Origin of the sequence: Noviherbaspirillum sp. (assembly GCF_036846085.1) — a bacterium.
Lineage (GTDB): Bacteria > Pseudomonadota > Gammaproteobacteria > Burkholderiales > Burkholderiaceae_D > Noviherbaspirillum.
In genome coordinates this window covers 1-25,753 of sequence record NZ_DAIUCO010000042.1, presented here as the reverse complement: position 1 = coordinate 25,753, position 25,753 = coordinate 1, and the positions used below count along the sequence as shown (strand labels likewise).

Genomic DNA, 25,753 nt, shown 5'->3' with positions numbered 1-25,753 from the left:
CCGTCGGCAGCAGGGATGTGAGCGACAAGTTCACCGACACCGGCAGGGGTACGTTCGCCGGACTGGTCGACGGCCTTGCCGAGGGCGTCAACACCATTTCGGTCAGGCCGGAAAGCGGCCGCGGCCTCGCCGCTTCGGTACAGGTAACGAATTACCCCATTACAGGCCCAATCTTTTCCGGACCGCATGAAACACCATTCTTCTGCGAAACCGACAAGTTCGCCATGCCGGACGGCAGCAATCTCGGCGCGCCGCTGGACGAAGACTGCTCGGTCAGGACACGCGTGGATTACGTCTATCGGAACACGGCGACTCCGGCTGCCTTCAGGCCGCTGACCAGCCTGTCCGCGCTGCCGTCGGATGTGGCGACGACCACGACCAACGAGGGCAAGCAGGTCCCGTACGTGGTCCGCATCGAAACCGGCACGATCAACCGTGCCATCTACCAGACGTCGGTCCTGCATGATCCGACGAAGGAGGCGGCGCCCAGCTATGCCGTGAAGCCGAACGGCTGGAACGGGCGGCTCGTCTATACCTTCGGCGGCGGCTGCACCGGCGGCTGGTACCGGCAGGGATCGACCACCGGCGGCGTCCTCGACGACAACATCCTCAAGCAGGGCTATGCGATGGCCTCGTCGTCGCTGAATGTCTTCGGCAACAATTGCCAGGACCTGACCGCCGCCGAATCGATGGCGATGGTGAAGGAACGCTTCATCGAAAATTACGGCCTGCCGCGCTACACCATCGGCTGGGGCTGCTCGGGCGGTTCGTACCAGCAGCACCAGATCGCCGACAACTATCCCGGCCTGCTGGACGGCATCCTGCCCGGCTGCAGCTTCCCGGAGGTGTACTTCGGCACCGTGCACTCGATCACCGACCAGCGACTGCTGGGCAATTACTTCCGCAACCTGTTCCCGAACCAGTTCACAGAAGAGCAGCAGCGCCGCGTCGCGGGCGTGCAGACGGAAAAAACAATCTTCACCTCGACCGTCTACAACGGCGCACTGCGTATCGCGCCGAATACTTTCTGTCCGGATGTCCTGCCGGCGAACCTGCGTTACAACGCGGTCACCAATCCGACCGGGGTGCGTTGCGACATTTACCAGCATACGGTGAATGTGTTCGGCACCGACCCTGCGACCGGCTTTGCGCGGCGTCCGCTGGATAACGTCGGCATCCAGTACGGCTTGCAGGCATTGAACGAAGGCGTCATCACCGTCGAGCAGTTCCTTACGCTCAATGAGCACATCGGCGGCTACGACCGGGATGCCAACTTCAACTGGCAGCGCAACACCGCCGATCTCGAAGCGACGCGGCAGGCCTACCAGACAGGCCGGCTGACCAACGGCGGCGGCGGGCTGCGGGATATCCCGATCATCGACTACCGTGCCTATACCGATGACCGGCCCGATGGCGATATCCACCTGCGCTATCACTCCTTCTCTATGCGTGAACGCCTGATCAAGGCCAACGGCGACGCCGACAACCAGGTGATGCTGGTCGAGGACTTCCGTTACGGCTACTACTCCAGCACCAGCCCGCTGCTGCTGCACGCGCTGGAGCAGATGGACAAGTGGCTGGCGAACATCGCAGCCGACAGGTCCAACGTCAGCCCGCATCAGAAAGTGGTGCGCAACAAGCCGGCGACCCTGCAGGAAGGTTGCCTGACCCGTGATGATTACCCCACCTTCATCGTGGAAGAGCAGAGGATCGATGCCGGCCGATGCGCCGCGCTCTATCCTGCCCCTGCCTCGCCGCGGGCGGTGGCCGGTGCGCCGGTCGCATCCGATATCATCAAGTGCACCCTCAAGCCGGTGACGATGAGCGATTACACGCCCGCCTTCACCGCTGAACAGCAGTCACGGTTGAGGAACGTGTTCTCCGGCGGCGTGTGCGACTGGTCCAGGCCAGGCGTCGAGCAGCAGGGCCTGCGGGGCACCTGGCTGTCCTTCGGCGGTGCGCTCCGGCAGTAACGCGGCAGGGTATCTGGCACCAGGAAAACGGCGAGCTTTCGGCCCGCCGTTTTTTTTGGACAAAAGGCAGGGCCACCGGAAAAAATCTGCGGCGATGGAACCGCATCGCCGTCCTCCGCCACTCAACCAGCAAGCAATCTCCATCCGGAGCGGCGATGCGTTGCCCAAAAACTGGAACTCCACCTGATGCCCCGATTTTCTCATCCCGGCCCGAATCAGAGCCCTTTGCCTGGCCCGTCACAAGCGCGTATCGAAGCGGTACAAGACAGTGCCCAGTCCCCGGCCGGCGCCATCGGCACACTTTACAAATTTCACCATTCGCCGCATGTCAAGGCGAGAAAGAAGCACCCCGCCACGGGCGACGCGACCAACGACATCGTCGGCAAGCCTGTTGCATGGGGCAGGCCAAACAGGCCTGTGCTCCCGGAGGAGGAGCAGGTGTTGCCGGAGCAAGCCGCCCTGTTGATGAAAATGAAGGCCGACGCGATTCGAGGCGAAGCCATCGGAGGCATGAGACGCAAGGACGCCCTGGCCCGCGAGATCGAGGCAACCGGCGAAGCGATCCGCACCCTGCAGGAAACGATCGCCCGTCTTCGGACCGAACTTTCTCCGACACGGCCAGCAGGACCCGTATCGCCCGATTCTTAAGCGACCAATCCATGCATGCATAAGACAGATCGGCTGGCGACCGTGCTGCCGGGCTTTCATCAACCTTTCAGGTAAAAACAAATGGAAATCTTCGGATTGGCAACAGCCCGTGCTCTCACGAGCATGATTCAGGAAGCGGTGTACCGGAAAAAGGCGAAAGCGGATGTTCCGGCAAGGGAAGGCCGGCCGGATGCCGGTGCGCAGTCCGATAGAGGATTGGCCGCACCACGCAACGCCGGCTTGCGCCATACACTGCAGAAGCTGGCAAAAAAAGTATCCGCCCCTGAACTGGGCAGGATGGGGCAGCAGTTGCGCAAGATGGCGCCGCGCGGGAACCGGAAAAGTGAACCGATGCCGCCAGCCGCGGAACAACAGCAGGGTCCGGTATCCGTTCCCGCTGCGGGAACGGCGAAAAAGCTCAAGGCGTTCTTCAGGAAGAAAAGGAAACAGCCCGAACAGGGGGCGATGCCGGCAACCGTCGTGAAAGAACCCCTGCCGGCACGAATAATGAACACGCTGCGGCTCCGCCCGGAGATGCATTCCCATCAGCCGCCGGTGCTGGATCGCCGCCTCCTGCAAGAGCTCGACGCCGCGATGCGGCAGGATCTGGCTTCCCTGTCGCCGGGAATGCTGGAGGATGCGGACACGGCGCCGATCCAACGATTGCGGGCCGCGGCGCAACGCATCCTGCACGGCAGTACCGTTGCCGGTCAGGCGGGCCTGGAGACGCTCATCGACGATCTGAAGGGAACGGTGGCTGCGCGGGTGTTGTTGCAGTACGGCGAAAGAGCGGCGGTCAATTCATTCCTGCGGCGTGTCGTGCAATCAGACGCGTTGACCGGCGAGCAGATCGCGGAATTTCTTTCCGCAGGCAACATGACGGTAGCCGCCCATCCCGCCGGTTCATTCACAACTGACATAGAGATCGACGCGGAGCAACCGGAAGATGACGCGCCCATCAAGTTTCTGTTCACGCAGTGGTCCATCGACAGGGCCACCGCCGTCAAGGACCTCGTTGCAACCATTCTGCAATCCGGACGATTGACGACGGACCAGAAATCCCGACTCGTGACCGGCGCCCATCCCGGCGGCGTGGCACATGTCCACCTGCTGTTCACGGAGCAATCGAACGCCCTCGCCAAGGGGTATCTCGATACGATCTTCAATACCCATCGCCAGCACTTCACGGTGGATGAGCTCCGCAGGCTTGCCGAGCGCATCGTAGCTGCATGCGTGCATGCCGAACGGGACAACACGGTGGACTTTACGCGTACCTGGCGTACCAGATTCGATCAAACGATCACGGCGCTGGACTCTCCGTGGGAGATGAAGGAATTGCTGCGCATGGCATTGGAGCGTGAAGCGCTCCGTGGCGCCAGGTCCGGCAGAGGCGGCATCGCATGGAACATCCCGTTATCGCAGGAACGCGCTCAAGCCGGCCCGCGCGGCGGCACGACGTCGGCAGGTCACGGGCAGCTCCGCATACCGACCGCAGGGGAGTTGCAGCAGCTGCGCGAGGAACTCGTCGGCTTGCGGGATGCAAAGGGTGGTATCGCATGGGATATTCCAAATCGAAGGAAGAGCGCTGCACGTACCGCGAGCGGCGCTCCCTTCGCCAACGCGTTGCCGGTGATGGCGACCACGGAACAGCAGGAAGCCTATGACGCGGATACCGAAAGCAGCGATGAGTCATCCGGGCGCCGGAGGCACCGCAACGGCATGGATGGCGGCATGAGGCTGGCGGGGGAACCGCCACCACAGGAAGCCTATGATGCCGACGCCGAAAACAGCGATGCATCATTGATGGCCCATCACCCGCCGGGAGACTTCGCCGGCCATGGGCAAACCACCGGACGTGTGACGGGGCCCATCGGCGATGTCCTGGAGCGGGCGGATGAGGAAGTGAGGATGCTCAACCGCGACATGCAAGCCATCGCCGACGCCAACACGCAGGTGCGGCGCATTGTCCAGGGACTTTTCGAGAGAGTGCATCGGCTTGAACGGCGATTAAACCCGACCGGCGACGGGGAAACACCCGACCCTGCCTACCAGTCCGGCGCGCCGGGTCGGCTCCCGTTTGCCACGGACGACGCGAGTGAGGGAAGTCCGTCGGGTGCGGCGCGCAGGCGGCCGGAAAATAATTCCGGCGATGCCGGCGCGCCAGCGGACCTCAACGGGATGGCCACGCGTTTGGAGGACATCCTCGACGGCCTTCGGATCGACAGGAGCGATGTCGCAGCCGGCTGCGATGCGATGATCGATTTTGTCGACCGGGTCGCGCAGATGGAACAGGACATCGAGCAACTGGAAAACGATGTCCTGCGTGGCCCTAACCGGGACATGCTGGCTCAGGTCCTGACGACGACATGGCAAAAGCAGCAGATCCTGTCATTGACTCCCGGCGAGAACAGCAGGATCAACGAGCTGGTGCACCAGTTTTATGCTGACCAGAGTGGCGGCGACTGGTCGGCACGGGTCGAGAATTTCCTGACGACGACGTATTTCGAATTGCAGCAACGGCCCGTCAGCCTGCTCGATAATCTCGTGCCCGGCGGGTGGCGGCCGTCCCGGGACGAGATGGCTGCGCTATTGCCCCGTCTTGCCACGCCTGAAAGCCGTGCGGCCTTGCGCATGGAACTGGATAGGCAAATAGAAGAATCGGAGGACAACCCCCGGCAGCAGTCGAAAGTTTTCATTCTGAGGGCCCTGCTCGACGAACTGGACGGCGATCCGGAGAACGATGCCGGATTGGCGCCGGTATCCGGCAGGGATATCGAGCACAGCATCAGGGACCTGCGCGATGCCTATGCGCGATTGGCGTTGCGGGGCAGGAAGGATATATTCCTCGACGAACTCCGTACCCGCCTGGTGGCGGCGCGCTTTCCCGGCCGCTAGCTAGAGCGTTAGTGCCGCTGGCAAAGCATCCGACATCGACGGTACGGCCGGACCGACAGCGCTTCAATGCAGTAGCGGCCCCGTCGATCCGATCGCATCCCACTGATGCCATATGGCGGGGTCGCTCTCTTCAAAGCCGGTCAGGCCGCCCGGCGCATTGGCGCGCAGGAAGGCGGCCGACTGAAAGTGCCGCCTGGCCTGGTCATGTTTCCCCTGCGCTTCGCAGGCCCGCCCCATCAATTGCAGCGTGTTGGCCAGGGCGTCAAATTCACCGGATCGTTCCCTGATTCGCGCAGCCTTGTCCAGATGCCGGCATGCCAGCGCATGCTGGCCGAAACCCGAGAGCAGCACGCCGATGGCTTCGTCGGTACAGGCGAGGCCGATGTGGTCGCCCATCTCTTCCTCGATCTTCCTCGCCCTGAACAGCTGGTTCAGTGCCTCGTGGTTCTGGTCCATCGCCGCGTTCAGCTGCGCATAGCGGTACAGCACTTTCGCTTCCCCGCTGCGCAACCGCGAGGCGACGACGATGTCGAGCGCTTGCTGAAGCAGTTCCCGGGCACGGGAAAAATCTTTCTGGGCAAGCGCCGTTCCTGCGAGGTTGTGCAGCGCCGCCGCCTCGTCCTCGGCGTTGCGGACGGCAGGATGCCTCGCCGCGGCCAACGCCTTTTCGTAATACAGCGCTGCTTTCCCGGGGACGCCCTGTTCGTCGAGCAGCCGGCCAATGGAAAGCTGGGTGCGTCCCTCGCCGCCGAGGTCCGCGTTGGCGGCATGGGCGGCGCAGGCTTCCTCCAGCAGGGTACGCGCCTCGGCATACATGCGGTCGTCCATCAGCAGCGCGGCGAGATGGTGCAGCGTCTGGGCCAGGCCTGCCGCGTCGCCGTCCGCGCGCCGGATCGACATCGCTTCCTCAAGGTATTTGCGCGCCTGTTCGCGCTGATGCATTTCGCGGTAGGACAGGCCGATATTGTTGAGCAGGGTGCCGAGGTCCTTCCGGCTGCCGCAGGCCCGGCAGCATGTCAACGCCCGGTTGAGAATGGCGGCCGCCTCGCCATGCCGGCGGAGCGATTGATAGGCTTCCGCCATCGCGCTCAGGCTGACCATCTCGTCATGCGGATTGCCCATTGCGGCATGTATGACGTGCGCCTTCTCATAGCAATCGATCGCCTGCTCATGCTGTTTGAGCCTGACGTGCAACTGGCCGGTACGAAAGGCGCATTCCGCCTGGCGCGGGAGGTCGCCCTGTTCGCGCCACAGGTGTACTGCCTGCCGCCATAAGCCAAGGGCATGGACATGTTCCCCCGCGGCCTCGCAACGTTTTGCCTGCTCTTCGAGGTTACCCGCCAGGATGGCGGGCGAGGTGTCCTGATTCCGCTCGTCGGTTTCCACTCTTGTTCCTTTCCATGGATTCGTACCGGCTATGCCGACTACCGGTCGCTGCACGCCGGACATGCAGGGGCATGCTCAGGTTTCGCAGCGTCGACGCTGCACTTGTGTGTGGTTTTTCACCCTGGATCGTTCCTCGGGCGCCGTTGCGGCGAGGAGGAAGGGGCGGGGAAGAGAGTGGGGGCAAAGAGGGCCGGCACCGGGTGGCCGGCCTGGAAAAAGTATTGGGATGAGCGCCTGACCGGCAGCCGTGCCGGTCAGGCTGTCATTCCGGCTTCGGCAGGCTGCGCGCGTGGAAAGCGCAGTACAGCTTGTCCGGTCCATGGCCGCGGCCTTTTTCGCATTGGTATTTGCGCAGCAGGCGGCGGCTGCTGTCGATCATTTCGACGATGCAGCGGCGCGGATCTTCCGGAATACCCTGCGGATTGGTTGCGCTCATGCCGAACATACGCTGCTTGAATAAATCACTCATCGAACTCTCCCTGTCACCATAACAATCTGCAATGTTGACGAATATAAATTACTCCTGTGAAAGAGGTAAAGGTCTTTGCGAGTGACAGGGTCGTGGTCGGATGAGAAATCTCCCGGATTGCAACCAAAAAGGGGCGCAAATAGTCGTATGAGTTGGCGTTATTAATAAAACAAGGGGGAGCAATGGCGTGCCATCTGCAGCATGGCGCAGCCGGAGCATGCAACGCGGTCTGGCCGCGGCGCCGCAATCAGGAAGGATCGAGGCAATGCATTTGTTCAAAAACTTCACTGTCCAACACAACCGGAGACAAACGATGACCCCCAACCCCGACCGCAAAAAGGGCTGCCTGGCCGCACTGGCGCTGATCGCCTCCTTCATTGCCGCTCCCGCTCACGCCGATTGCTTTCCGTCGAAATTCGGTCCCGATGACCAGATCGGCAATCTGAACTACGTCACGCCGGAAAAAACCAGGGAGGCAAGCAAGCTTATCAAGACCGGCAAATCGTATCGGCTCGGCATCGAAACAAACAAGAACACGCCTGCCTATGCGCCGCGCACCTTTGAATTGACGGTCGTCCAGCCGGGCCAGGAAAACGGCCCGATCGGTCCGACCCGGACTTCCTACAACGACGACATCATCAACGGTTGGGTGGGAATCGGTTCCCAGCTCGACGGACTTGGGCATCTCGGCATCAACAACGTCTATTACAACTGCAACTACGCGCCCAACTTCGTGCAAAAGGATGGCCTGCGGCGCCTGGGCATCGAAACCGTGCCGGCGATCGCCACCCGCGCGGTGGTGCTCGACATGACCGCCTACTTCGGCATGAATCCGGTGAAGGAGGGGACGGCATTCAATCGCGAGCAGATCGAAGGCGCGATGAAGAACCAGGGCATCAAGTCGATCGACAAGGGCGATGTCGTCCTGTTTTATACAGGCTGGTCGAAGCTGATCGGCAAGGACGACGCCCGCTACGGCGCCGGCGAACCCGGGCTCGGCATCGACGGTGCGCACTATCTCGCCTCGCTGGGCGTCGCCATGGTGGGGTCGGATAGCTGGGCGGTGGAAGTGCTGCCGGCCGAACCGAATGCCGGCGCGTTCGAAGTGCACCAGATATTGCTGGCCATGAACGGCATCTACATCCTCGAAAACATGAACACCGAGGAAATGGTGAAGGACAAGGCATGGGAGGCGTTCTTCACTCTCGGGCCTTCCAGGATTACCGGTGCGGTGCAGGCAATCATCAATCCGATTGCGATCCGGTAACGCAAGGTAGCGAAAGGAAAAGGCGGGCCGGCGTTGTTCTGGCCCGCCGAAGCAACACCATGTCGCACCGGGCTTGCGCAAAGGGGCATTTGTGAACAAACCGGAACCCGCAGCCCTGGACTTTCTCGCCGGCGGCGGTGAGATGGCACGGCTGATGAACGCGCACGACTGGTCATCCTCGACGCTCGGCCCTCCCGCCACATGGCCCTGGTCGTTGCGCCGGATCGTACGCCTGATGCTCGGCACCAAGTTCCCGATGTTCATTCTCTGGGGACAAAACTTGAGTTGTCTGTACAACGATAGCTACATCTCGGTCCTGGAACACCGCCATCCCGCCGCGCTCGGAAGACCGCATGCGGAAATCTGGCCGGAACTGTGGCCGGAAGTGAGACCTTTCGTTGAACGGGCGCTGGCCGGCGAATCGACATTCTTCAAGAATCATCCGTTGCCCATGCTGCGCGAGGGCGGCGCGCAGGCACGCTGGTTCACCTTCTCGTTCTCCCCTGCCTTCGACGACGAAGACCATATCTGCGGCGTACTCTGCGCAGGCAGCGAAACGACCGACAGCGTTCTCATGCAGCAGCAGTTGCGCGATGCCGAAACCAGCCTGCGGCAGCTCAACGCCACGCTGGAACAGCAGGTCGAGCAGCGCACCCGCGAGCGCGACCGCATCTGGCGAAATTCGCAGGACCTGCTGCTGGTCATCGACGGCGCAGGCTACCTGCGGTCGGTCAATCCGGCCTGGACCACGATCCTCGGCTATGCGGCGGCGGAACTGACCGATCAGCCGTTCCAGCCTTTCGTCCATCCGGACGATATACAGCCGACCTACGATGCGGTCGCGCGAGCCCTACAGGCGCCGCTGGTGCATTTCGAAGTCCGCATCCGGCACAGGGAGGGCGGATACCGGTGGTTCTCCTGGACCGCCGCCGCGGAAGATGACCTGGTCTATGCGAACGGCCGCGACATCACGGCACTGAAGGAGCAGGAGGAGGCATTGCAGCGTACCGAGGAAGCATTGCGACAGGCGCAGAAGATGGAAGCCGTCGGCCAGCTTACCGGCGGCATCGCGCATGATTTCAACAATCTGCTCGCGGCGATGATGGGGAATCTCGAACTGATGGAATTCCGGCTCGCGCAAGGCCGCACGGCGGACCTGCTGCCCTACCTCAAGTCGGCCGTGTCGGCGGTCGACCGGGCTGCCGCGCTCACGCATCGCCTGCTGGCGTTTTCCCGCCGCCAGACATTGACTCCGAAGCCGACCGATGTCAATGAACTGGTGACGTCGATGGAAGAACTGATCCGGCGCACAGCCGGTCCAGCGATCCGTCTGGAGACCGCGCTTGCGCCCGATCTCTGGCGCACCCTGTGCGATCCGCACCAGCTCGAAAGCGCCTTGCTCAATCTCGCCATCAACGCGCGCGACGCCATGCCCGACGGCGGCAGCCTGGTGATCGAGACCGCCAACGTGCGCCTGGATGACCGCTATGTGGCCAATCATGAAGGCGCGGCGCCGGGGCGCTACATACGCGTCAGCGTGACCGATTCCGGCACCGGCATGGCGCCGGAAGTGCGCGAGCGCGCATTCGATCCGTTCTTCACCACCAAGCCGATGGGGCAGGGCACCGGACTCGGACTGTCGATGGTCTACGGCTTCGTCAAGCAGTCCGGCGGCACCATCCGTCTCTATTCGGAGCCGGCCCTCGGCACAACCGTCAGGATTTACCTGCCCCGCTACGAAGACGAGGAGCAGCCCGCATTGCCACCGCCGCCTCCTGCCGCGATTGAGGGCGACGGGAAATCGGCGAGCATACTGGTCGTGGAGGATGAGGAATCGGTTCGCAGACTGATCGTCGAGATGCTGCGCACACTCGGGCACCATGTGCGCGAAGCGGCAGACGGCCACGAAGCGCTGCTGGCACTGGAAGCGTCCCGGCCGGTGGACCTGTTGATCACCGATGTGGGACTGCCGGGCGGCATGAACGGGCGCCAGCTTTCAGACGCGGTGCGGGCCTTGTATCCGGAACAGAAGGTGCTGTTCATTACCGGCTATGCGGAAAATGCGGCGATCCGCAATGGATTTCTGGAGCCGGGCATGGAGGTGATGACCAAGCCCTTTGCGATGGAGGCGCTGGCCAGCAAGGTGGGAAGCATGCTGGCGCCGGCGCAGCGATAGGCTTTGTTTGATACGCTGCTGCGAGGTTCGGCGTTGCCCCTGCGGTCCTCTGCGTACCTCCGTACGCGTGCGCTCTTCGGTGCACCGCCGAACCGCTCGCGACGCTTATCAAACAAGCCCTAGTGCCGGTGATTACACCAAATAAAGTTGATCGAGACTATATCGCTGAGTGTTTGATTTATAAGAGGGTAATTGGATGAATAAAGTTGGTCGGGCGGGAAGGGTTGAATGTGGCTCCGTAGACGACTGGTATCGACCCGAAGCTGCCCTTTATTCCAGACTTGAACAACCCAGCAGTTACACTCAAGTAGCCTCCAAGAGGATGGCAGCAAGCTTGGCCGTATCGACCGGCATGACCAGATGATGATCAAAGCCCGCAGCCAGAGCGCACCCTCGGTCACTGTCCTGACCGTAGCCGGTGATGGCGATCAGCACCGCGTTTGCCGTTTCAGGCTGCGCACGCAGCCGCTTGGCTAGTTCATTGCCGTCCATCTCCGGCAAACCTATGTCGAGCAGGAACACCTGCGGCGGGTCAATTTTGGCCCGCTCCAGCGCCCGGCGCGCACCGTGCTCGACCTGTACCTTGTGTCCTGACGCCTCCAGCAGCATGGCCAGCATGGCCGCCGCATCCATATTGTCGTCCACAACCATGATGCGCAGCGCTTTGCTGTTTTGCTGCACCGTCAATGGGGCGTCTTTTGCGCAGTCATCGGCAAGCAGGCGCGGCAGACAGATGGTGAATGTGCTGCCGAAGCCCAATCCGAGGCTTTCGCAGGTCACGGTGCCGTGATGATGCTCGACCAAGCTCTTGACCAGCGCCAAGCCCAATCCCAGCCCACCCGAGGAGCGGTCGGACGTGCGCTCGGCCTGGGCGAACAGATCGAATGCACGTGCGACCATGTCGGGAGCCATGCCGATGCCGTCATCACTGACCTGTATGAGCACGTGGGCAGGCCGCACCTCGGTTTTGATGAGGATGTGACCGCCGTCAGGGGTGTACTTGGCTGCATTACTCAGCAGATTGGCCAGCACCTGCACCAGCCGCTTCTTGTCGGCCAAGACCAGGGTCGCATCGGAAGCCAGCCGCATGCCAAGGTGGTGCTTCCGCGCGCGGATCAGCGGCGTTGCCTGCTCGATGGCGTCGGTGATGATGTGGCTGATGTCGATCGGTGCGGCATCGAGCTCGACCAAGCCGCGCGTCACCCGCGACACATCCAGCAAATCGTCCACCAGCCCGGTCATGTGTTCCACCTGCCTGCCAATGATCTGGCTGGTCTGGCGCATGCGCTCTTCACCAAGCTTTACCATTTGCAGCAGCTCGGCGGCAGCGCTGATGGGTGCCAGGGGATTGCGTAGTTCATGCGCGAGCATGGCCAGAAACTCGTCCTTGCGTCGGTTGGCATCCTCCAGCTTTTCCTGTGAAGCCATGCGCTCGGAGACGTCACGAAAGAAAAACGCCAAGCCGCCATCAAGGGATGGATATGCGCGGATCTCGACCCAGCCGTTTCTGCTGCCAGGAAAGGTGAATGGCAGATCGAAGATGTCGGCCTTGCGCGTTGCCTTGACGTGGCGATAAACCTGCTCAATCGGGGTACCTTTCAGTTCAGGCCATACATCCCAGTGGTTCTTCTTAATGACTTCGTGGGCCGTGCGCTGGCTAATGCGCAGGCCTTCGGCATTCATTTGCAATATGGTCCAATTTTTGTCGACCAGCCCGAAACCCTCGGTCATGCTGTCGAAGATGTACCGGCTCTGATCACGTTCGGCACGCAGGTCTGCTTGAGCACGCGCACTGTCCACGGCGGACCAGGTGCGATCGACCATGTCCTGGGCTAGGGCGATTTCATGTTCCGTCCAGTGACGGGGCCGTGAATCATGCAAGTTCAGAATTGCGCGCAGTCTTCCCGCCTTCATCAGCGGAATGCCCACGAAAGACCGCACACCGTTGACTGCATAGGGGTGCGCGTGGGCAGCAGAGCGCTCATCGGTTGTCACGTCAGCGATGGCCAAAGTTTCTCCGGCTCGAATCGCTTTCACCATTAATGGACCGAAATCATCCAGTCGCACTGCCAAACCAGCCAGGGAAGGCAATACACCGTCGGTCCAATCGGGCTTCATGTTGGCGCATTCGCCTGACGCATCGACTACGGCGTAGACCACCCGTGCCACCCCCAGATGTGTCCCAAGCAGCTCGCTCGCTACGGCAACGACATCGTCGGGGTCTTCCAAGGGGCGGATGCGGTCGACGATCTGGACCTGAAATGCCTGCCTCGCTCTCGCCGCTTCGAGTTCCTGGATCTTCTCTGCCAATCTCCGGTTTGCTTCACGCATCTCGGTGACGTCGTATCCCTGAGAAAAGATGCCAGTAACCTTGCCCTCCGGAGAGCGAATCGGGTGATACAGCAAGTCTAGATAGCGATCTTCCAGCGGCCCGTTCGGCTTACGCTGCAGCGACACCTTTTGCGAACGCAGGACAAGCGGCTGCCCTGATTCCAGCACACTGCCCATGATCGCTTCAAACCCCTGCCCGACGACCTCGGGCAGGGCGTCCCAGAGAGATTTTCCAATGACATCCCGGTATCCAATGAGCTGATAATAGGCATCATTGACCATCTGGAAGACATGGCTCTTGCCAACGGAAACGGCAACGAACCCCGGTGCCAGATTGAATAGGGACTGCAACTGCGCGCGCTCGACATTCAGGATGCGCGCGACTGCGGGTTGCATTTCGGGACGGTCAATCCCGGTGATCTCGGGCACAAGGTTCAAGCCGTAGTCCGGCGCATTCGAGGCCGTAACGCCATTGCCTCGATAGAGTTCGGTGACGTCAATGGCGTTTTGCGCAACGAAATCAACATTACCCTGATCATCGAATACGGGGCTGTGAATGGCGCTCCAGTAGCGGTCCTCGAATACGGTGCCGTCTGACGTTGAACGCGGAATTGCATAGCGCAAAAGCGCACTGGTATGTGGCTTGCAGGTACGAATTGCCATGTCAATGGATCGGCGCACCTCCTCCAGATTGGTGCCGTCAGGATCGGAAGGATTAGCCGGGAAGGCATCGAAGAGATCCTTTCCAACGATTTCTTCGGCGGTTCGCTCGGTGGCGGCCAGATAGGCAGGATTGGCACCGATAATAGTGAAATCGGGCGCGATCAGGAGATAGGGATAAGGAGAGGCCTGGAACAGCGCCGCGAAGTTCGGGGATCGGGTCATTTATCGATTTTGACCTAGGACAGGAAAGCGCGCTTGGAGTTGTTTGTGCCTCAGAAAATTTGCTTCCATTACGTAAGCCAAAACTGCAAGCAGATAAACCCCAAGCCGCAGATCAGGCAGGATCGCATTCTTCGAACGTCCGGGGCTGGCCGAGTGCGGTAGTAGGTCAGCCGCACACAACCGGCAGCTATACGCCACCTTCCGGGCCGTGGCATCCAAGTCTCAAGATGAAGCTATCGAGCCAAACCGGCCCTTCGATTGGAAGTAAGCGGGCGATTAACCATTGAGGTAACCGCCTATGCGGCTGTTCGCGCAGATCCGGTTGACCGCAAAGTTGCGGTACAAAAACTACAGGCACAATAACCGATGGACTTTTAAACTTATTGGGAGGCCTCATGTGTAGGCCTGAAAGTTAACTTTTGCCAACATTAGACAATATCTGAAAGAGCTTTTTGGTATCAATCGGCTTAACCAGATGATGATCAAAACCAGCAGTCAGGGCGTTCTCGCGGTCGCTCTCCTGACCGTATCCAGTGATGGCAACCAGCACGGAATCGGCGGTTTCAGGCTGCGCACGCAGGCGCTGTGCCAACTCATTCCCATCCATGTCGGGTAAGCCAATATCGAGTAGGAACACCTGTGGATGCACTTCCCGAGCCCGCTCAAGCGCCCGGTCTGGTCGATGTTCTACGACCACTTGATGGCCTAAAGCTTCCAGCAGCATGGCCAGCATTGCCGCCGCATCTACGTTGTCATCTACGACCATGACGTGGAGGGAGGCAGACATTTCTTGCATGCCGCTGGTCGTCTCGCGAGGCTCGCTATGACCTTCCTGAACAATTAAACGCGGGAGGGACACCGTGAACCGACTGCCCCTGCCAATCCCTTGACTCTCACAGGTCACAGTTCCTTCGTGTAGCTCAACCAAGCTTTTAACAAGCGGCAACCCCAGCCCTAGCCCTCCGGATGCGCGGTCCGAGGTGCGCTCTGCCTGACTAAACAAGTCAAATGCGCGCGCCGCTACCTCAGGCACCATGCCGATCCCGTTATCGATGACTGCGATGAGCACTTGCGTTGCCTGAACATCGGCTCTTAACTCAATCTTGCCGCCTTCATTCGTAAATTTAGCGGCATTGTTAAGAAGGTTGGCAATGACTTGCACGAGCCGTTTCTCGTCGCCCATCACCATGGTTGTATCGGGCGGAAGATGCAACGCAAGGTGGTGTCCCCGCGCCCGCATCATCGGCGTTATTTGCTCCACTGCATCCACGAGAATATGCCTGACCTCCAGTGACATCCTCTCCAGTGCAACAACGCCTCTAGTAACGCGGGACACATCAAGCAGGTCATCGATCAGGTGCGACATATGCGAAACTTGGCGACTGATGACCTGACTGGTTTGCCGCACCCTTGCCTCATCCAATTTCGCCCTTTGCAACAGCTCCGCCGCCGCTCCGATCGGCGCAAGGGGATTACGCAATTCATGAGCCAGCATTGCGAGGAAATCGTCCTTGTGCCGGTTAGCCTCTTTCAGCTTCACCTCATATTGTTTGCGCTCAGTAATGTCGCTAGCAGCGCCGATCCATTCATAAATTTCACCTGCTGCATCAAACATAGGCACGGCTCTGGAAAGCGCCCACCCGTAAGTGCCATCGACCCGACGCACCCGATGCTCCAGTTCGTAAATCGTCTTGTCACGGATTGCCTTGTGCATACCATCCTTCACCAATTCCCGATCGTCGGGCGGGATATATTCATCGATCCAGGAGCGATCCGGCTCGACGGTATCTTTCAAGAAGCCGTGCCCTTGGAGCTGGTGCAGTTGCGTCCAATCTGGATTCATGCGATAGACGACATCTGCCGCTGCATTAGTTAGAGCGCGAAAACGCTTGTCGCTCTCACGTAACGCAGCCGCAGCCCGCTCTTGTTCAGTAACATCGATAGCGGTATGCGAGATGCAGACGATTTCTCCATCTTCGCCAAAAACAGGGCTGTTTATTGCACTCCAGAACCGCTCCTCATAGCCTTTCTCGCCATTGGGCAATTCGATGCGGATGGGGTAGCGTTGTGCTGGCAAAGCCTCGGGCTTGTGCGTTCCAAGGACACGGGCAAGCGAGTTACGTAACGCCACTTCACCAGTATCTCCAAGATCATGAGGGTTTCCGGGAAACGCTTGAAGACACTTACTCCAATCAACTCTTCCCGTATCCGAGAGGCGCCCTTGAGAAACGCGTCGTTGACAGCAAGAATTGTCGCTTCCGGGGTTGGCGACAGTAAAGCATTAGCTACTGTAGAACTATTAAAAACCGACTCGAATAGAGATAGGGAAAGCATTGTGTCTTCTCGCTACGCCAAAAATGTCCTCATATGGGAATTACACTATACTGGCTGACGGCATTGACCGCTTGTGGCCGATCAGCGTCTGCAGATGCCGAACATTGACCGGCGGCTATACGTCACACTTCAGGCTGCTCTGCGATGTCCAGCGCATCATCGACCTCAATGCCCAGATAGCGAACTGTGCTCTCTAACTTTGTATGGCCAAGAAGCAGCTAGACTGCCCTCAGGTTCTTCGTGCGCCGGTAGATAAGCGTGGCTTTCGTTCTCCGCATCGTATGGGTACCGTACCCAGTTGATTCCAACCCGATTGACTCAATCCAAGCATCAACAATGCGCGCATACTGACGTGTCGATAAATGGGGAGAGGTTGAAATACGGCTTGGAAACAGGAAGTCGTTACTAGTTAGATGAGCCCACTGAATCCATGCCATAACTGAGCTTCGCGTCTGCTCGGTAATCTCAAACTGCACGGGCCGTTTGGTTGTCTGCTGCATTACGATGGCTCGCGGAACTACTCGACTACCTTGCGTGACGTCGCTGACACGGATACTAAGCAGATCGCAGCCGCGAAGCTTGCTATCAATTGCCAGATTGAACAAAGCCAGATCGCGGATACGCTTCTCCAGTTGCAGCCGGATGCGTATGGCCCAGATTTCCTTCAACTTAATGGGTGCTTTTTGACCGACGAACTTGCCTTTGTTCCATGCCCGCATGGTAGCGGGCTGAGCTTGATTGGCATTCATGACCGTCTCCTTTTGTAAATGAAAGGAGACTCATTCTGCTCCACCTATTACCAACGTTCCGCGACCCACAGCCGACTCTTGACCTTTTCTATACCGGACGCTCAACGTGTGTAACTGAATTCGATAGCTTTATGCTGTCATTCCAAGTCCGAAGGCCAATTCAGGGAGAAGATAAAGAAAGCGAACGTGCGCAATTACTGGATCTTTTTGCACGAACCGGAAAACCTGTTGTTCGACTAATGGGAATTTCACAAAGTTGACTTCGATTTCGGCATGTCGAAGCCGATCCGGAAACCTGGTAGTGGTAGAGCGCTTGCAGTTTCTCTATGGCAGGCGCATTCGCGCTATCAATTCGTAATAGATGGCTTTGGTGGTAGTGATGACTTCCGGAATGATGGCGTCGTGTACCTGACCCTCGCTGTAATCTTCGGCAAGGTTCTTCCATCCTTTTGCCGCCACAAACGTGCCGAACGCTTCGGGGGCTTCCAGCACGATCAAGCCGTCATCCTGCAGATCGTCGCCGGCGAAGCCGAAATCCGGTCCGACATAGCCGACGCTGCGCACTCGGGACATGATTTGCCTGATCACAGCCGCATCTTCATACAGGCTGTGTTCTTCATCACTGGACGCCAGGGCCGCATACACATCGATCAGTCCATACCCTTCGTCGTAAATGTACACCGAGGTAATACGATGCACACGACCCAACGAGTCGGTCAGGTCAAAGGGGCCGACCAAGTGGATCGTGTAATCATTGCTCATTACTATTCGTTCCTTCTCGATTTCCATTAATTCAATGAGCCGTAATCAATATACATCCATCAAGACTCGATCATTGTCCTGGCTGACCTAAACCGGCTGTCCTAACATGCAAACCCTAAGAAGCGCTCGATAAATGGGGTCGCGCCGCTTTTCATGCTTCACAAATAAAAAAGGTTTTTTCTATCTTTTGGGAAACGCAATTATGTCAGGACATTCAGAAATACCCTCCGCTCTCGAAATACAAGCGCGTAAATGGGGGGAAGGCTGCTATCCTGAAAATGACTTATGGCGGTTGGCGGTGTCTGAAGCAATATATCCGGTTGCGCTTGCCGGAACGGTAGAGGCAGGCAACCGAGCTTTTCATTCTGGACGCAATCCAAAGGCGGTGCAACCATGATGTACGAGTTCCTTCTAAATAATCGCACCTCGCTGATAGAACGATGCAGAGAAAAAGTTGCTCAGAGGCCGAAGCGAGCTGCGACGCAGCAGCAACTGCAAAACGGTATACCGATGTTCTTGAACCAGCTGATCGCAACGCTGCGCATAGAACAGGGTAAGAATCCCATGGAAAGCCGAAAGGTGTCTGGGCCGGCCGGTGGCACTGGAGGCCTGCCGGTGAGTGAGATAGGTCTGTCGGCGGCACAGCACGGTCATGAGCTGCTGAAACTCGGATTCTCGGTTGACCAAGTGGTGCACGATTATGGAGATCTCTGTCAGTCGATTACAGATCTCGCATTCGAGCGTGACGCGCCTTTCTCGGTGGACGAATTCAGGACGCTTAATCGTTGCCTGGATAATGCAATCGCCGATGCAGTTACAGAATTCAACTATCAGCGCGACTCCATTCTGGCCGACAGGCAGGCCAGCGACCTCAGGGAGCAACTGGGAAATTTTGCCCACGAACTGCGCAACCTCCTCGGTACTGCCTCGATGGCATTTGCTGCCGCAAAGGCTGGGAATCTGACGCTAACAGGCGCTACCGGAGCGGTTCTGGAAAAAAGCCTATTAGGACTTGGCACCCTGATCGGCCGCACTTTGGCGGAAGTTCGGATTGCTGCCGGTCCGCCGCGAATGCAAACTCGATTTCCGCTTGCAGCGTTCATTGCAGACGCAAAGAATGCCGCGACCCTAGAAGCTCAGGCGCGCGGCTCCAGACTTCTGGTTCCCGATGTCGATCCCTTGCTGGTTGTGGAAGCGGACCGCGACCTGCTGTACGCCGCAGTGGGAAATTTGCTCCAGAATGCATTCAAATTCACGCACCCCCATACCGATGTGAGCCTGAATGCGCATGCAACCGGGGATCGCATCTTGATCGAGGTCGGTGATCACTGTGGAGGCTTGCCGCCGGGGCACAGCGAAACGCTATTCTCACCCTTCCATCAACAGGGTGAAGACCGATCCGGACTTGGACTTGGACTGTCGATTGCAAGGCAAAGTGTCGAGGCCAGTTCGGGAATATTGAGTGTGCGCGACGTACCGGGAACCGGATGTGTTTTTACAATCAGCCTGCCCCGATATTCGGCGCAATGAGCTGTGCTGCATTGCGTATCTACGACGGGCAATCGCTTGATATCGTGGTCCGTTCAAGCCTTGCCGGTGATCAAATGGCAACGGTCAACAAGGTGAACGGGCACCTTGGGTTGGCACTCGCATCAACTGAACGGCCGCAACCAGTTCTAGGCACTAGTAGGAAGCCATGTCCTCAATATCTGCTTTTGGCCTGTCGGGCTGGTTGTGCATCACCAATAAAACGGCTGCTCTACAACACGTTCCAGACTTTGGTGCTGTAAAAACGAAAGTGTGCTGTCTAACCAATGCGGACTCCCGCGCACATGTCCCATCCTTGCTCACTTTGCCGCGGTGAGTAGCGCCGACTGTGGCATACGGTCATGCACGCACGATATGGCATCTGGACGGGTAAAATCACTGCAGCCCATATTCTGCTCATCATGCCAACTCCAGACTTCGGATTTCTCGATAACGCCGGCACTGCCGGCCACCATATCGCACAACTCGACTGGGCCACGCATCCACTCGGGCCTATCGCCTGCTGGCCACCCGCCCTGCGTACCTCACTCAGCATCATACTCAGCTCCGGGTTTCCGTCCTATATTGCCTGGACGGATCAACTGTACACGCTGTTCAACGGCCCCTACCTGGAGTTAATGGCTGAGCGGCCAGGCGCGCTGCAAGGCACGTCGATGGGCGCCCTATGGCCGGAGGTCGCCGGGCCTGTTGTGTCAATCTGCTCCCAAGCTTTTGCGGGCGAGCCTATGTATTTCCAGGATATGTCGCTGCCGATCACTCGGGGCGGTTTTACCGGACCGAACTATTTCACGTTTTCCGTCAGCCCCATCCGCAACGAGCACGGCGTCATTTGCGGCGTGCTCGGCACGGTCATCGAGACGACAGAAAAAGTCCTGGCTCTGGCTCGGCACCAGGAAGCGGAAGAGCGTTACCGGCTGTCTCTGGAAGCGGGCGGCATGGGTACATGGTCAGTCGACCCGGATACGGGCATGACTGTGTTGGACGAACGCTTTGCGCACCTCTTCGGCGTGGTGCCTGAAGTGGCCGCAAGAGGGGTCAGCATAGAGTACTTTACGCAGATCATCCATTCGGACGACCGCGCCGACGTAATCGCCGCTGTGACTCAATCAATGCAAAACGGCACTGCCTACGATATCGATTACCGCATCGTGCCCAAGGCGGGGAAAACGGTATGGGTGAGCGCGAAGGGTCGCATGTTTACTGACGTGTCGAGCGGCAAGCGCCGCTTTGCCGGCGTCGCGACCGACATCACCGAGCGCAAGGAGGCAGAGCTAGCCTTGCGGGAAACGCACCGGCGCAAGGATGAATTCCTGGCCATGCTGGCGCACGAACTGCGCAACCCCCTTGCCCCGATCAGCGCAGCGGCAAACCTGCTTCGCATGCGCACGCTCGACCCGGAGCGCATTGCGATGACGAGCGAGGTGATCGGCCGCCAAGTTGCGCACATGACCAACCTGATCGACGATCTGCTCGATGTGTCGCGCGTGACGCGGGGACTGGTCACGCTGGATACGGAGGAAGTGTCACTCAATGACATCCTCACCGACGCAGTCGAACAGGCGATGCCGCTCGTTCGCGCCAAAGGTCAGCACATCTCGCTTAAACTGGCGCCGGAGGCCACGCTGGTCTGCGGCGACAAAAAACGCTTGGTGCAAGTGCTATCTAACCTCCTTAACAACGCGGCGAAATACACCCCCGACGGAGGCCACATCCAGCTGGCGGCTGCCATTACGGCTGAGCACGTGGAGATCAACGTGACCGACGATGGCATCGGCATGAATCCCGCGTTCGCCAGCCGCGCGTTCGAGCTTTTCTCCCAAGCCGAGCGCACCTCTGACCGCGCATCAGGCGGGTTGGGCCTGGGCCTGGCGCTGGTAAAAAGCCTAGTCGAACTTCACCATGGCACTGTCAGTGCCTTCAGCGCCGGCTTGGGCACGGGCAGTACCTTTTCGGTGGTGCTGCCACGTCTGACCCAGCGCCACGAAAAGAAAGGCGGCGCGGTGTTCGAAGATGCTGTACGCCAAGGCGAGGCCCCGCTGCGCATCATGGTTTTGGACGACAACCAGGACGCGGCCCTGATGTTGGCGATGTTGCTGGAGTCAGTCGGCCACGAAGTCACTGTGGAACATACGGCGACGGCGGCGCTGCGCCGTTCTGCGGCCGTGCGGCCGGACGTGTTCCTGCTTGATATCGGCTTACCGGAAATAGACGGCAACGCCCTTGCCCGGAGCTTGCGTGCACAGCCGGAAACGGCCGGCGCCGTGCTGATCGCTGTGACAGGCTATGGCCAAGAACACGATCGCGAGGCCACGCGGCTGGCCGGCTTCGACCATCATCTAGTTAAGCCGATCGACACTGGGTACTTGCTGACCCTGCTGGCGGGTGTAGCAGAAGCGAAGGGCTGAAGGTTACGCTGCAAAGGCTGGCTGCAATCGTCTCTAAGCAAAACAGTGACCACCGTCGCAACTTGTTTCTACTTAATTGAACGGCTGCTATTGGCCGAAAGCAGTCTGCCTGGCTGGCCTACTGTACATGGAGATAGTCACCCAGACCAACGTGGGTGTACGGGGCAATCGAGTTCACCTTCGGACCAACTTAATCGGACCCGACTGACTGTATTTGCTGCAGTCGCCGGCGTGCCCTGCTGTTCAGGCACGCCGGCGGTTGTTGAGCCTTAATCGACCTTGGCGCCGGAGTCCTTCACCACCTTCGCCCATTTCTTTGTTTCGCTATCGATGTGGGCGGCGAATTGTTCCGGCGTATTGCCGACCGGGTCCGCACCCTGCGCGATGAGCTTTTCCTTCACCGCCGGGCTCGCCAGTGCCTTGGCGATTTCCTGCTGCAGCTGGTTGACGATCGGCTTCGGCGTGCCGGCGGGGGCAAGGATGCCGAACCATGAACTCGCTTCGTAGTTCGCCAGTTCGCCCCCGGTCTGCGAAATCGGCGCGGCCTGCGGCAGGGCGGGCGACGGTTTGCTGCTGGTGACGCCCAGCGCCTTCAGCTGGCCGCCCTTGATGAAGGGCATGGCGGATGGCAGGTTATCGAACATCACCTGGACCTGCCCGCCGACGAGGTCGGTGATGGCGGGCGAGGAGCCGCGATACGGAATGTGAACCATGAAGGTCTTGGTCTGCGTCTTGAACAGCTCGCCGGCGAGGTGGATCGAGGTGCCGTTGCCGGAGGACGCCATGTTGGTCTTGCCGGGATTCTGCTTCAGGTAGGAGATCAGGCTCTTGACGTCGGTGATCTTGTTCTTGTCCGCGAATTCCGCATTCAGCACCAGCACGTTCGGCACCGCAGCGACCACGGTGACCGGCGCGAAATCCTTGACCGGGTCATACGGCAGTTTCGAATACAGCGACTGGTTGATGCCATGCGTACCCACGGTTCCCATCAGCAGCGTATAGCCATCCGGCGCGGCCCTCGAAACGATTTGCGCGCCGATATTGCCGCCCGCGCCGGGGCGATTGTCGATGATGAACTGTTGACCCATCGACTTGCTGAGTTCGGCGCCGACCGCGCGGGCCAGGATATCGGTGGTGCCGCCGGCCGCGAACGGCACGACGATCGTCACCGGCTTGGCCGGATAGTTTTGCGCGTGGCCGCTCGTCGCGCCGACGACGCAGGCAAGGGCGACGGAAGCTGACAGCAGGTGGCGGAAACCCATCTTGAATCTGTTCATTCTGTTTATCTCCTAGATATTTTTCTGAAAAGACGGCATGCGGATGCGACTTGATTCCGCACTGCGGAACTTTGTTTTGCGATGCAATCAATATAGTAACGCAAGGCTTTCGAATCGCGAATGATTGCGGCTTTTATCCTCGCCTGTCCTTGCACCCGCCGTCAGCGACGCCCCGCTGCTGTTGGACTGCGGCCTGGCGTATATGTCACATCTTCACGCATTCGAGTTAAAAGAAACTTAAATCGGTTCGACGTTCCGTTCTTTCGCGATTGCACGACCTTGTAATAAAGGGTGTATCGACCGGGGAACGATCAAGGCAATTTCGGCCCGGCCGGAAACGCAATGCCGATACTTTGCCCGCCACTTCCGTCGAAGTGATGACGCATGTCAACTGTTTGCAAGGAAATGCAAACTCGCGTCCCATTCACGGGTCATCATTTCTTTGGGGATCAGGATGGATTCGTGGAACCCGAGGATTTCGTTGCCAATGTCATTTTCGTGATCATCGCAATTTTGCTGGCAGCCTACTTTCTTGCCTCCTGACGGAAGCGATAACGCTGGCAGTGGAAGCCGGAACTTCCGGCATGGAACTTGCACCACCTTCCAGGTCTTCAATCTGCCGGAAGAAAACATGCGTCCTTCAGACCAAATGATCGAATCGCTGATTGCGTCGTTGAGCGACGAGGCCAGTGAAAAGGACCGACACCTTTTCAAGCTGGCCTTGCGGCAACTGGTAAAAATTGCAAAAGCGGAACAGGTGCAAGCGATCGAGGAAGATTTCGATGCGGTGTACAAAGTGCTCAGCATCCGTTAGCGGTCGCCGTTGAGTCGCCGCCGCCGGGCGGGTATCGCACCGGATCCGGCGCTTCGGCGCTCACCATGAACCTGCATCTTCATTTCGTGATGCGCAGCACCTCCGCCGCCAGCGTCGCGAAACAGGGCTCCAGGCCGGCGACAGTCTCCGCGTGGCAATAGACCCCTACAGGATGCCCGGCGCTGTTCCGTTTGCAGCGCTGCGGCGCATCCTCGGAATTCGCCATGCATTTCAGCAGGTTCTCGCCGGTATCGTCCGGCATGGAATCGGGGGCATTGACGATTTTGAGTAAAGGGCCGAGGCCGATCGTAAAGACATGGATGCCTTCGGCGCGCGCTTTTGCAGCCATCGCTTCCACCAGGTTCTTCGATGCGCGGTTCACATTCATCCACGTGGCTTGCGGTGTGCTGGTGTCGTTCGTGACCGCGCGGGGGCCGCTGGTCACGATGGGAAATTCGCGGTCTGCCGGATGATGGGCGTTGTACCAGTCGGGCATGCCCCTTGAGGCCAACGCCGCCGAAATGTTCCTGTCCTTGTTGCACGCGCCTGCCGCTGGCGCGTTCTGCCTGGTGTGGTCGCCCAGGCCTGTCGGCTGGCCGATCGCCATGCCGTCGGCAGTGCCGATGACGCCCGGCCGGTTGCACTCGGCGGGATTGCGGAAGGTAAAGCGGGATGCGAAGGAGTTGGGCGTGCCGTCGGAAAAAAAGACGATGACCCGCATGCTGGAACGGTCCCGCGGCCCGACCCGGTTGAGCTGGTCACGGCCATGCCTGAATCCTTCCGCCGAATTGGTCAGGCCGGAGAACTGGTATACACCGATTTCGCGCTTTACCCGCTGCTTGTCGAACCCCCTGAGCGAACCGGTATGGATGGGCACATCGACCTCCGCGCCCCAGGAAAAGTGAATCAGCGACATGCGATCGGTGGATGCGCTGAAGCGGTCAAGAAACGCGGCCGAGCGCTGCCTGACCTGGGCTGCCACCGGATTGACCGATCCGGAAGTATCGACCACGAACGCCATGTCGAGATCCTTGCGGATGGATTCGGCGGAAGCGCTGATATCCAGCATATCGAATCCCATCACGCCCATGAGCGTCACCGGCACCCTGGCGCGGGCGCTGGCATTGACGGTAATGACGCCGGGCCGCGGACTGTCGAAGGCCACGCCCGGCGCGTCGAGCGTGGCGACGGAGCCGAGATAGCCGGCCGGGTAGTTCGCTGCAAAAAAATGCCGGGCGGCGCGTATCGCGTTTGCCTGCTGTTCCGCCCGCGTCTCGCCCTGCGCCGCCGCGCGCGCGCCGGCCACCGCAGCGGCATCGACCGCCGCATTCAGTTTGCCCCGGATGAGGTAGCCCAGGCCCGAATCGATTGCCAGCCCGGCTGCGCCGGCCAGCAGCACCATCGATACCGCAAGCACGACAAACACCTGCCCGCGCTGCTTGTTCAAGTTGAATGCTTTCATCGCTCACTCCGTTGAGTCCGGCCGCGCATCAGAATACGGTCATCGCATAAAGGTCCGGATCGAGATCCGGCGTCGCGATGTCCGCGCCCAGGCGCATTGCGCCGAACAGTAGCGGGAACTTGTAGAAGGTTTCGACCAGGTACACCATGTCGCCTTCGTCCAGCTTCCCGCGCAGCAGATCCACTTCAGGCGCCGCTGCCGGCGCCTGAAGGCCGCCGCAGCTGCCGTCGGCGCGCCATGCGGTGCCGGCAGCGCCGCAGTTCCACACGCCCTTGCCCGGCGCGATCGTGTCATGCGTGCCATTGACCCAGCGGTGCTGCGCGACCACCACATTGCGCACGATGCCGCCGCTTTTGCTGGCGAGTATCCTGG

General features: G+C 59.6%; 17 protein-coding genes and 2 pseudogenes. 9 read left to right on the top strand and 10 right to left on the bottom strand.

Going from position 1 to position 25,753, the window contains the following annotated elements; all coding sequences use genetic code 11:
• The 3 genes from V7080_RS07320 to V7080_RS07310 all read left to right on the top strand — a co-directional run.
• Window positions 1-1,973 (top strand): DUF6351 family protein (locus V7080_RS07320; protein WP_334187746.1); only part of this gene is annotated, 1,973 nt, incomplete at its 5' end.
• 186 nt (window positions 1,974-2,159) lie between these two features.
• The gene (locus V7080_RS07315) at window positions 2,160-2,621 is read left to right on the top strand and encodes a hypothetical protein (RefSeq protein WP_334187745.1); all 462 of its coding nucleotides are present in this window, start codon (window positions 2,160-2,162) and stop codon (window positions 2,619-2,621) included.
• An 81-nt stretch (window positions 2,622-2,702) separates the two neighbouring features.
• On the top strand, window positions 2,703-5,516 hold the full coding sequence (locus V7080_RS07310; protein ID WP_334187744.1) for a hypothetical protein: 2,814 nt from the start codon (window positions 2,703-2,705) through the stop codon (window positions 5,514-5,516).
• A gap of 63 nt (window positions 5,517-5,579) precedes the next feature.
• Here the strand turns inward: V7080_RS07310 and V7080_RS07305 are convergent, their stop codons facing one another.
• Together V7080_RS07305 and V7080_RS07300 are read right to left on the bottom strand one after the other, a co-directional pair.
• Entirely contained in the window at window positions 5,580-6,902 is a 1,323-nt protein-coding gene (locus tag V7080_RS07305; RefSeq protein ID WP_334187743.1) for a tetratricopeptide repeat protein, read from the bottom strand.
• 262 nt (window positions 6,903-7,164) lie between these two features.
• Entirely contained in the window at window positions 7,165-7,371 is a 207-nt protein-coding gene (locus tag V7080_RS07300) for a hypothetical protein (RefSeq protein WP_334187742.1), read from the bottom strand.
• A 313-nt stretch (window positions 7,372-7,684) separates the two neighbouring features.
• On the opposite strand from V7080_RS07300, the gene V7080_RS07295 reads away from it, so the two are divergent.
• Window positions 7,685-8,638 carry a cyclase family protein gene (locus V7080_RS07295; protein ID WP_334187741.1) on the top strand — a complete coding sequence of 318 codons (954 nt, stop codon included), beginning with the start codon at window positions 7,685-7,687 and terminating at the stop codon, window positions 8,636-8,638.
• 91 nt (window positions 8,639-8,729) lie between these two features.
• Window positions 8,730-10,814 carry a hybrid sensor histidine kinase/response regulator gene (locus V7080_RS07290; RefSeq protein WP_334187740.1) on the top strand — a complete coding sequence of 695 codons (2,085 nt, stop codon included), beginning with the start codon at window positions 8,730-8,732 and terminating at the stop codon, window positions 10,812-10,814.
• Between the two features lie 303 nt (window positions 10,815-11,117).
• Here the strand turns inward: V7080_RS07290 and V7080_RS07285 are convergent, their stop codons facing one another.
• The 4 genes and pseudogenes from V7080_RS07285 to V7080_RS07270 form a co-directional block, all read right to left on the bottom strand.
• The gene (locus tag V7080_RS07285; protein WP_334187739.1) at window positions 11,118-14,030 is read right to left on the bottom strand and encodes a PAS domain-containing protein; all 2,913 of its coding nucleotides are present in this window, start codon (window positions 14,028-14,030) and stop codon (window positions 11,118-11,120) included.
• A gap of 412 nt (window positions 14,031-14,442) precedes the next feature.
• Window positions 14,443-16,161 carry a hybrid sensor histidine kinase/response regulator gene (locus V7080_RS07280; protein ID WP_334187738.1) on the bottom strand — a complete coding sequence of 573 codons (1,719 nt, stop codon included), beginning with the start codon at window positions 16,159-16,161 and terminating at the stop codon, window positions 14,443-14,445.
• Between the two features lie 325 nt (window positions 16,162-16,486).
• Window positions 16,487-17,113: pseudogene (locus V7080_RS07275) on the bottom strand (tyrosine-type recombinase/integrase).
• 324 nt (window positions 17,114-17,437) lie between these two features.
• Window positions 17,438-17,875 (bottom strand): hypothetical protein, encoded by a 438-nt coding sequence (locus tag V7080_RS07270; protein WP_334187737.1) that lies wholly within the window; start codon window positions 17,873-17,875, stop codon window positions 17,438-17,440.
• Between the two features lie 133 nt (window positions 17,876-18,008).
• Between V7080_RS07270 and V7080_RS07265 the strand changes: the two genes are divergently transcribed.
• The 3 genes from V7080_RS07265 to V7080_RS07255 all read left to right on the top strand — a co-directional run bounded on the left by V7080_RS07265 (window position 18,009) and on the right by V7080_RS07255 (window position 21,828).
• Entirely contained in the window at window positions 18,009-18,272 is a 264-nt protein-coding gene (locus tag V7080_RS07265) for a hypothetical protein (protein WP_334187736.1), read from the top strand.
• Window positions 18,269-19,405 carry a sensor histidine kinase gene (locus tag V7080_RS07260; protein WP_334187735.1) on the top strand — a complete coding sequence of 379 codons (1,137 nt, stop codon included), beginning with the start codon at window positions 18,269-18,271 and terminating at the stop codon, window positions 19,403-19,405. The genes V7080_RS07265 and V7080_RS07260 overlap by 4 nt, the downstream gene beginning before the upstream one ends.
• Before the next feature lie 359 nt (window positions 19,406-19,764).
• The gene (locus V7080_RS07255) at window positions 19,765-21,828 is read left to right on the top strand and encodes an ATP-binding protein (protein WP_334187734.1); all 2,064 of its coding nucleotides are present in this window, start codon (window positions 19,765-19,767) and stop codon (window positions 21,826-21,828) included.
• A 269-nt stretch (window positions 21,829-22,097) separates the two neighbouring features.
• Here V7080_RS07255 and V7080_RS07250 read toward each other — a convergent pair whose 3' ends face one another.
• Complete coding sequence (locus V7080_RS07250) at window positions 22,098-23,105, bottom strand: Bug family tripartite tricarboxylate transporter substrate binding protein (protein ID WP_334187733.1); 1,008 nt, start codon at window positions 23,103-23,105, stop codon at window positions 22,098-22,100.
• Window positions 23,106-23,492: 387 nt separating this feature from the next.
• The gene (locus V7080_RS07245) at window positions 23,493-23,738 is read right to left on the bottom strand and encodes a hypothetical protein (protein ID WP_334187732.1); all 246 of its coding nucleotides are present in this window, start codon (window positions 23,736-23,738) and stop codon (window positions 23,493-23,495) included.
• On the opposite strand from V7080_RS07245, the gene V7080_RS07240 reads away from it, so the two are divergent.
• Window positions 23,737-23,919, top strand: coding sequence for a hypothetical protein (locus V7080_RS07240; protein WP_334187731.1), 183 nt, complete (start codon window positions 23,737-23,739; stop codon window positions 23,917-23,919). The two genes, V7080_RS07245 and V7080_RS07240, sit on opposite strands and share 2 nt — an antisense overlap.
• A gap of 79 nt (window positions 23,920-23,998) precedes the next feature.
• On the opposite strand, the gene V7080_RS07235 is transcribed toward V7080_RS07240, so the two are convergent.
• Both V7080_RS07235 and V7080_RS07230 read right to left on the bottom strand, forming a co-directional pair.
• Window positions 23,999-25,381: a vWA domain-containing protein gene (locus V7080_RS07235; RefSeq protein ID WP_334187730.1), complete on the bottom strand. Its 1,383-nt coding sequence runs from the start codon at window positions 25,379-25,381 to the stop codon at window positions 23,999-24,001.
• Window positions 25,382-25,409: 28 nt separating this feature from the next.
• Window positions 25,410-25,753 (bottom strand): annotated as a pseudogene (locus tag V7080_RS07230) (TadE/TadG family type IV pilus assembly protein); the annotation flags it as partial.

Bases quoted from the DNA above. Each gene is read 5' to 3' on its own strand.
- V7080_RS07245 (WP_334187732.1), bottom strand. From the start codon at position 23,738: ATGTTTTCTTCCGGCAGATTGAAGACCTGGAAGGTGGTGCAAGTTCCA.
- V7080_RS07310 (WP_334187744.1), top strand. From the start codon at position 2,703: ATGGAAATCTTCGGATTGGCAACAGCCCGTGCTCTCACGAGCATGATT.
- V7080_RS07250 (WP_334187733.1), bottom strand. From the start codon at position 23,105: ATGAACAGATTCAAGATGGGTTTCCGCCACCTGCTGTCAGCTTCCGTC.
- V7080_RS07300 (WP_334187742.1), bottom strand. From the start codon at position 7,371: ATGAGTGATTTATTCAAGCAGCGTATGTTCGGCATGAGCGCAACCAAT.
- V7080_RS07270 (WP_334187737.1), bottom strand. From the start codon at position 17,875: ATGAGCAATGATTACACGATCCACTTGGTCGGCCCCTTTGACCTGACC.
- V7080_RS07295 (WP_334187741.1), top strand. From the start codon at position 7,685: ATGACCCCCAACCCCGACCGCAAAAAGGGCTGCCTGGCCGCACTGGCG.
- V7080_RS07285 (WP_334187739.1), bottom strand. From the start codon at position 14,030: ATGACCCGATCCCCGAACTTCGCGGCGCTGTTCCAGGCCTCTCCTTAT.
- V7080_RS07260 (WP_334187735.1), top strand. From the start codon at position 18,269: ATGATGTACGAGTTCCTTCTAAATAATCGCACCTCGCTGATAGAACGA.
- V7080_RS07265 (WP_334187736.1), top strand. From the start codon at position 18,009: ATGGGGTCGCGCCGCTTTTCATGCTTCACAAATAAAAAAGGTTTTTTC.
- V7080_RS07240 (WP_334187731.1), top strand. From the start codon at position 23,737: ATGCGTCCTTCAGACCAAATGATCGAATCGCTGATTGCGTCGTTGAGC.
- V7080_RS07315 (WP_334187745.1), top strand. From the start codon at position 2,160: ATGCCCCGATTTTCTCATCCCGGCCCGAATCAGAGCCCTTTGCCTGGC.
- V7080_RS07255 (WP_334187734.1), top strand. From the start codon at position 19,765: ATGCACGCACGATATGGCATCTGGACGGGTAAAATCACTGCAGCCCAT.
- V7080_RS07235 (WP_334187730.1), bottom strand. From the start codon at position 25,381: ATGAAAGCATTCAACTTGAACAAGCAGCGCGGGCAGGTGTTTGTCGTG.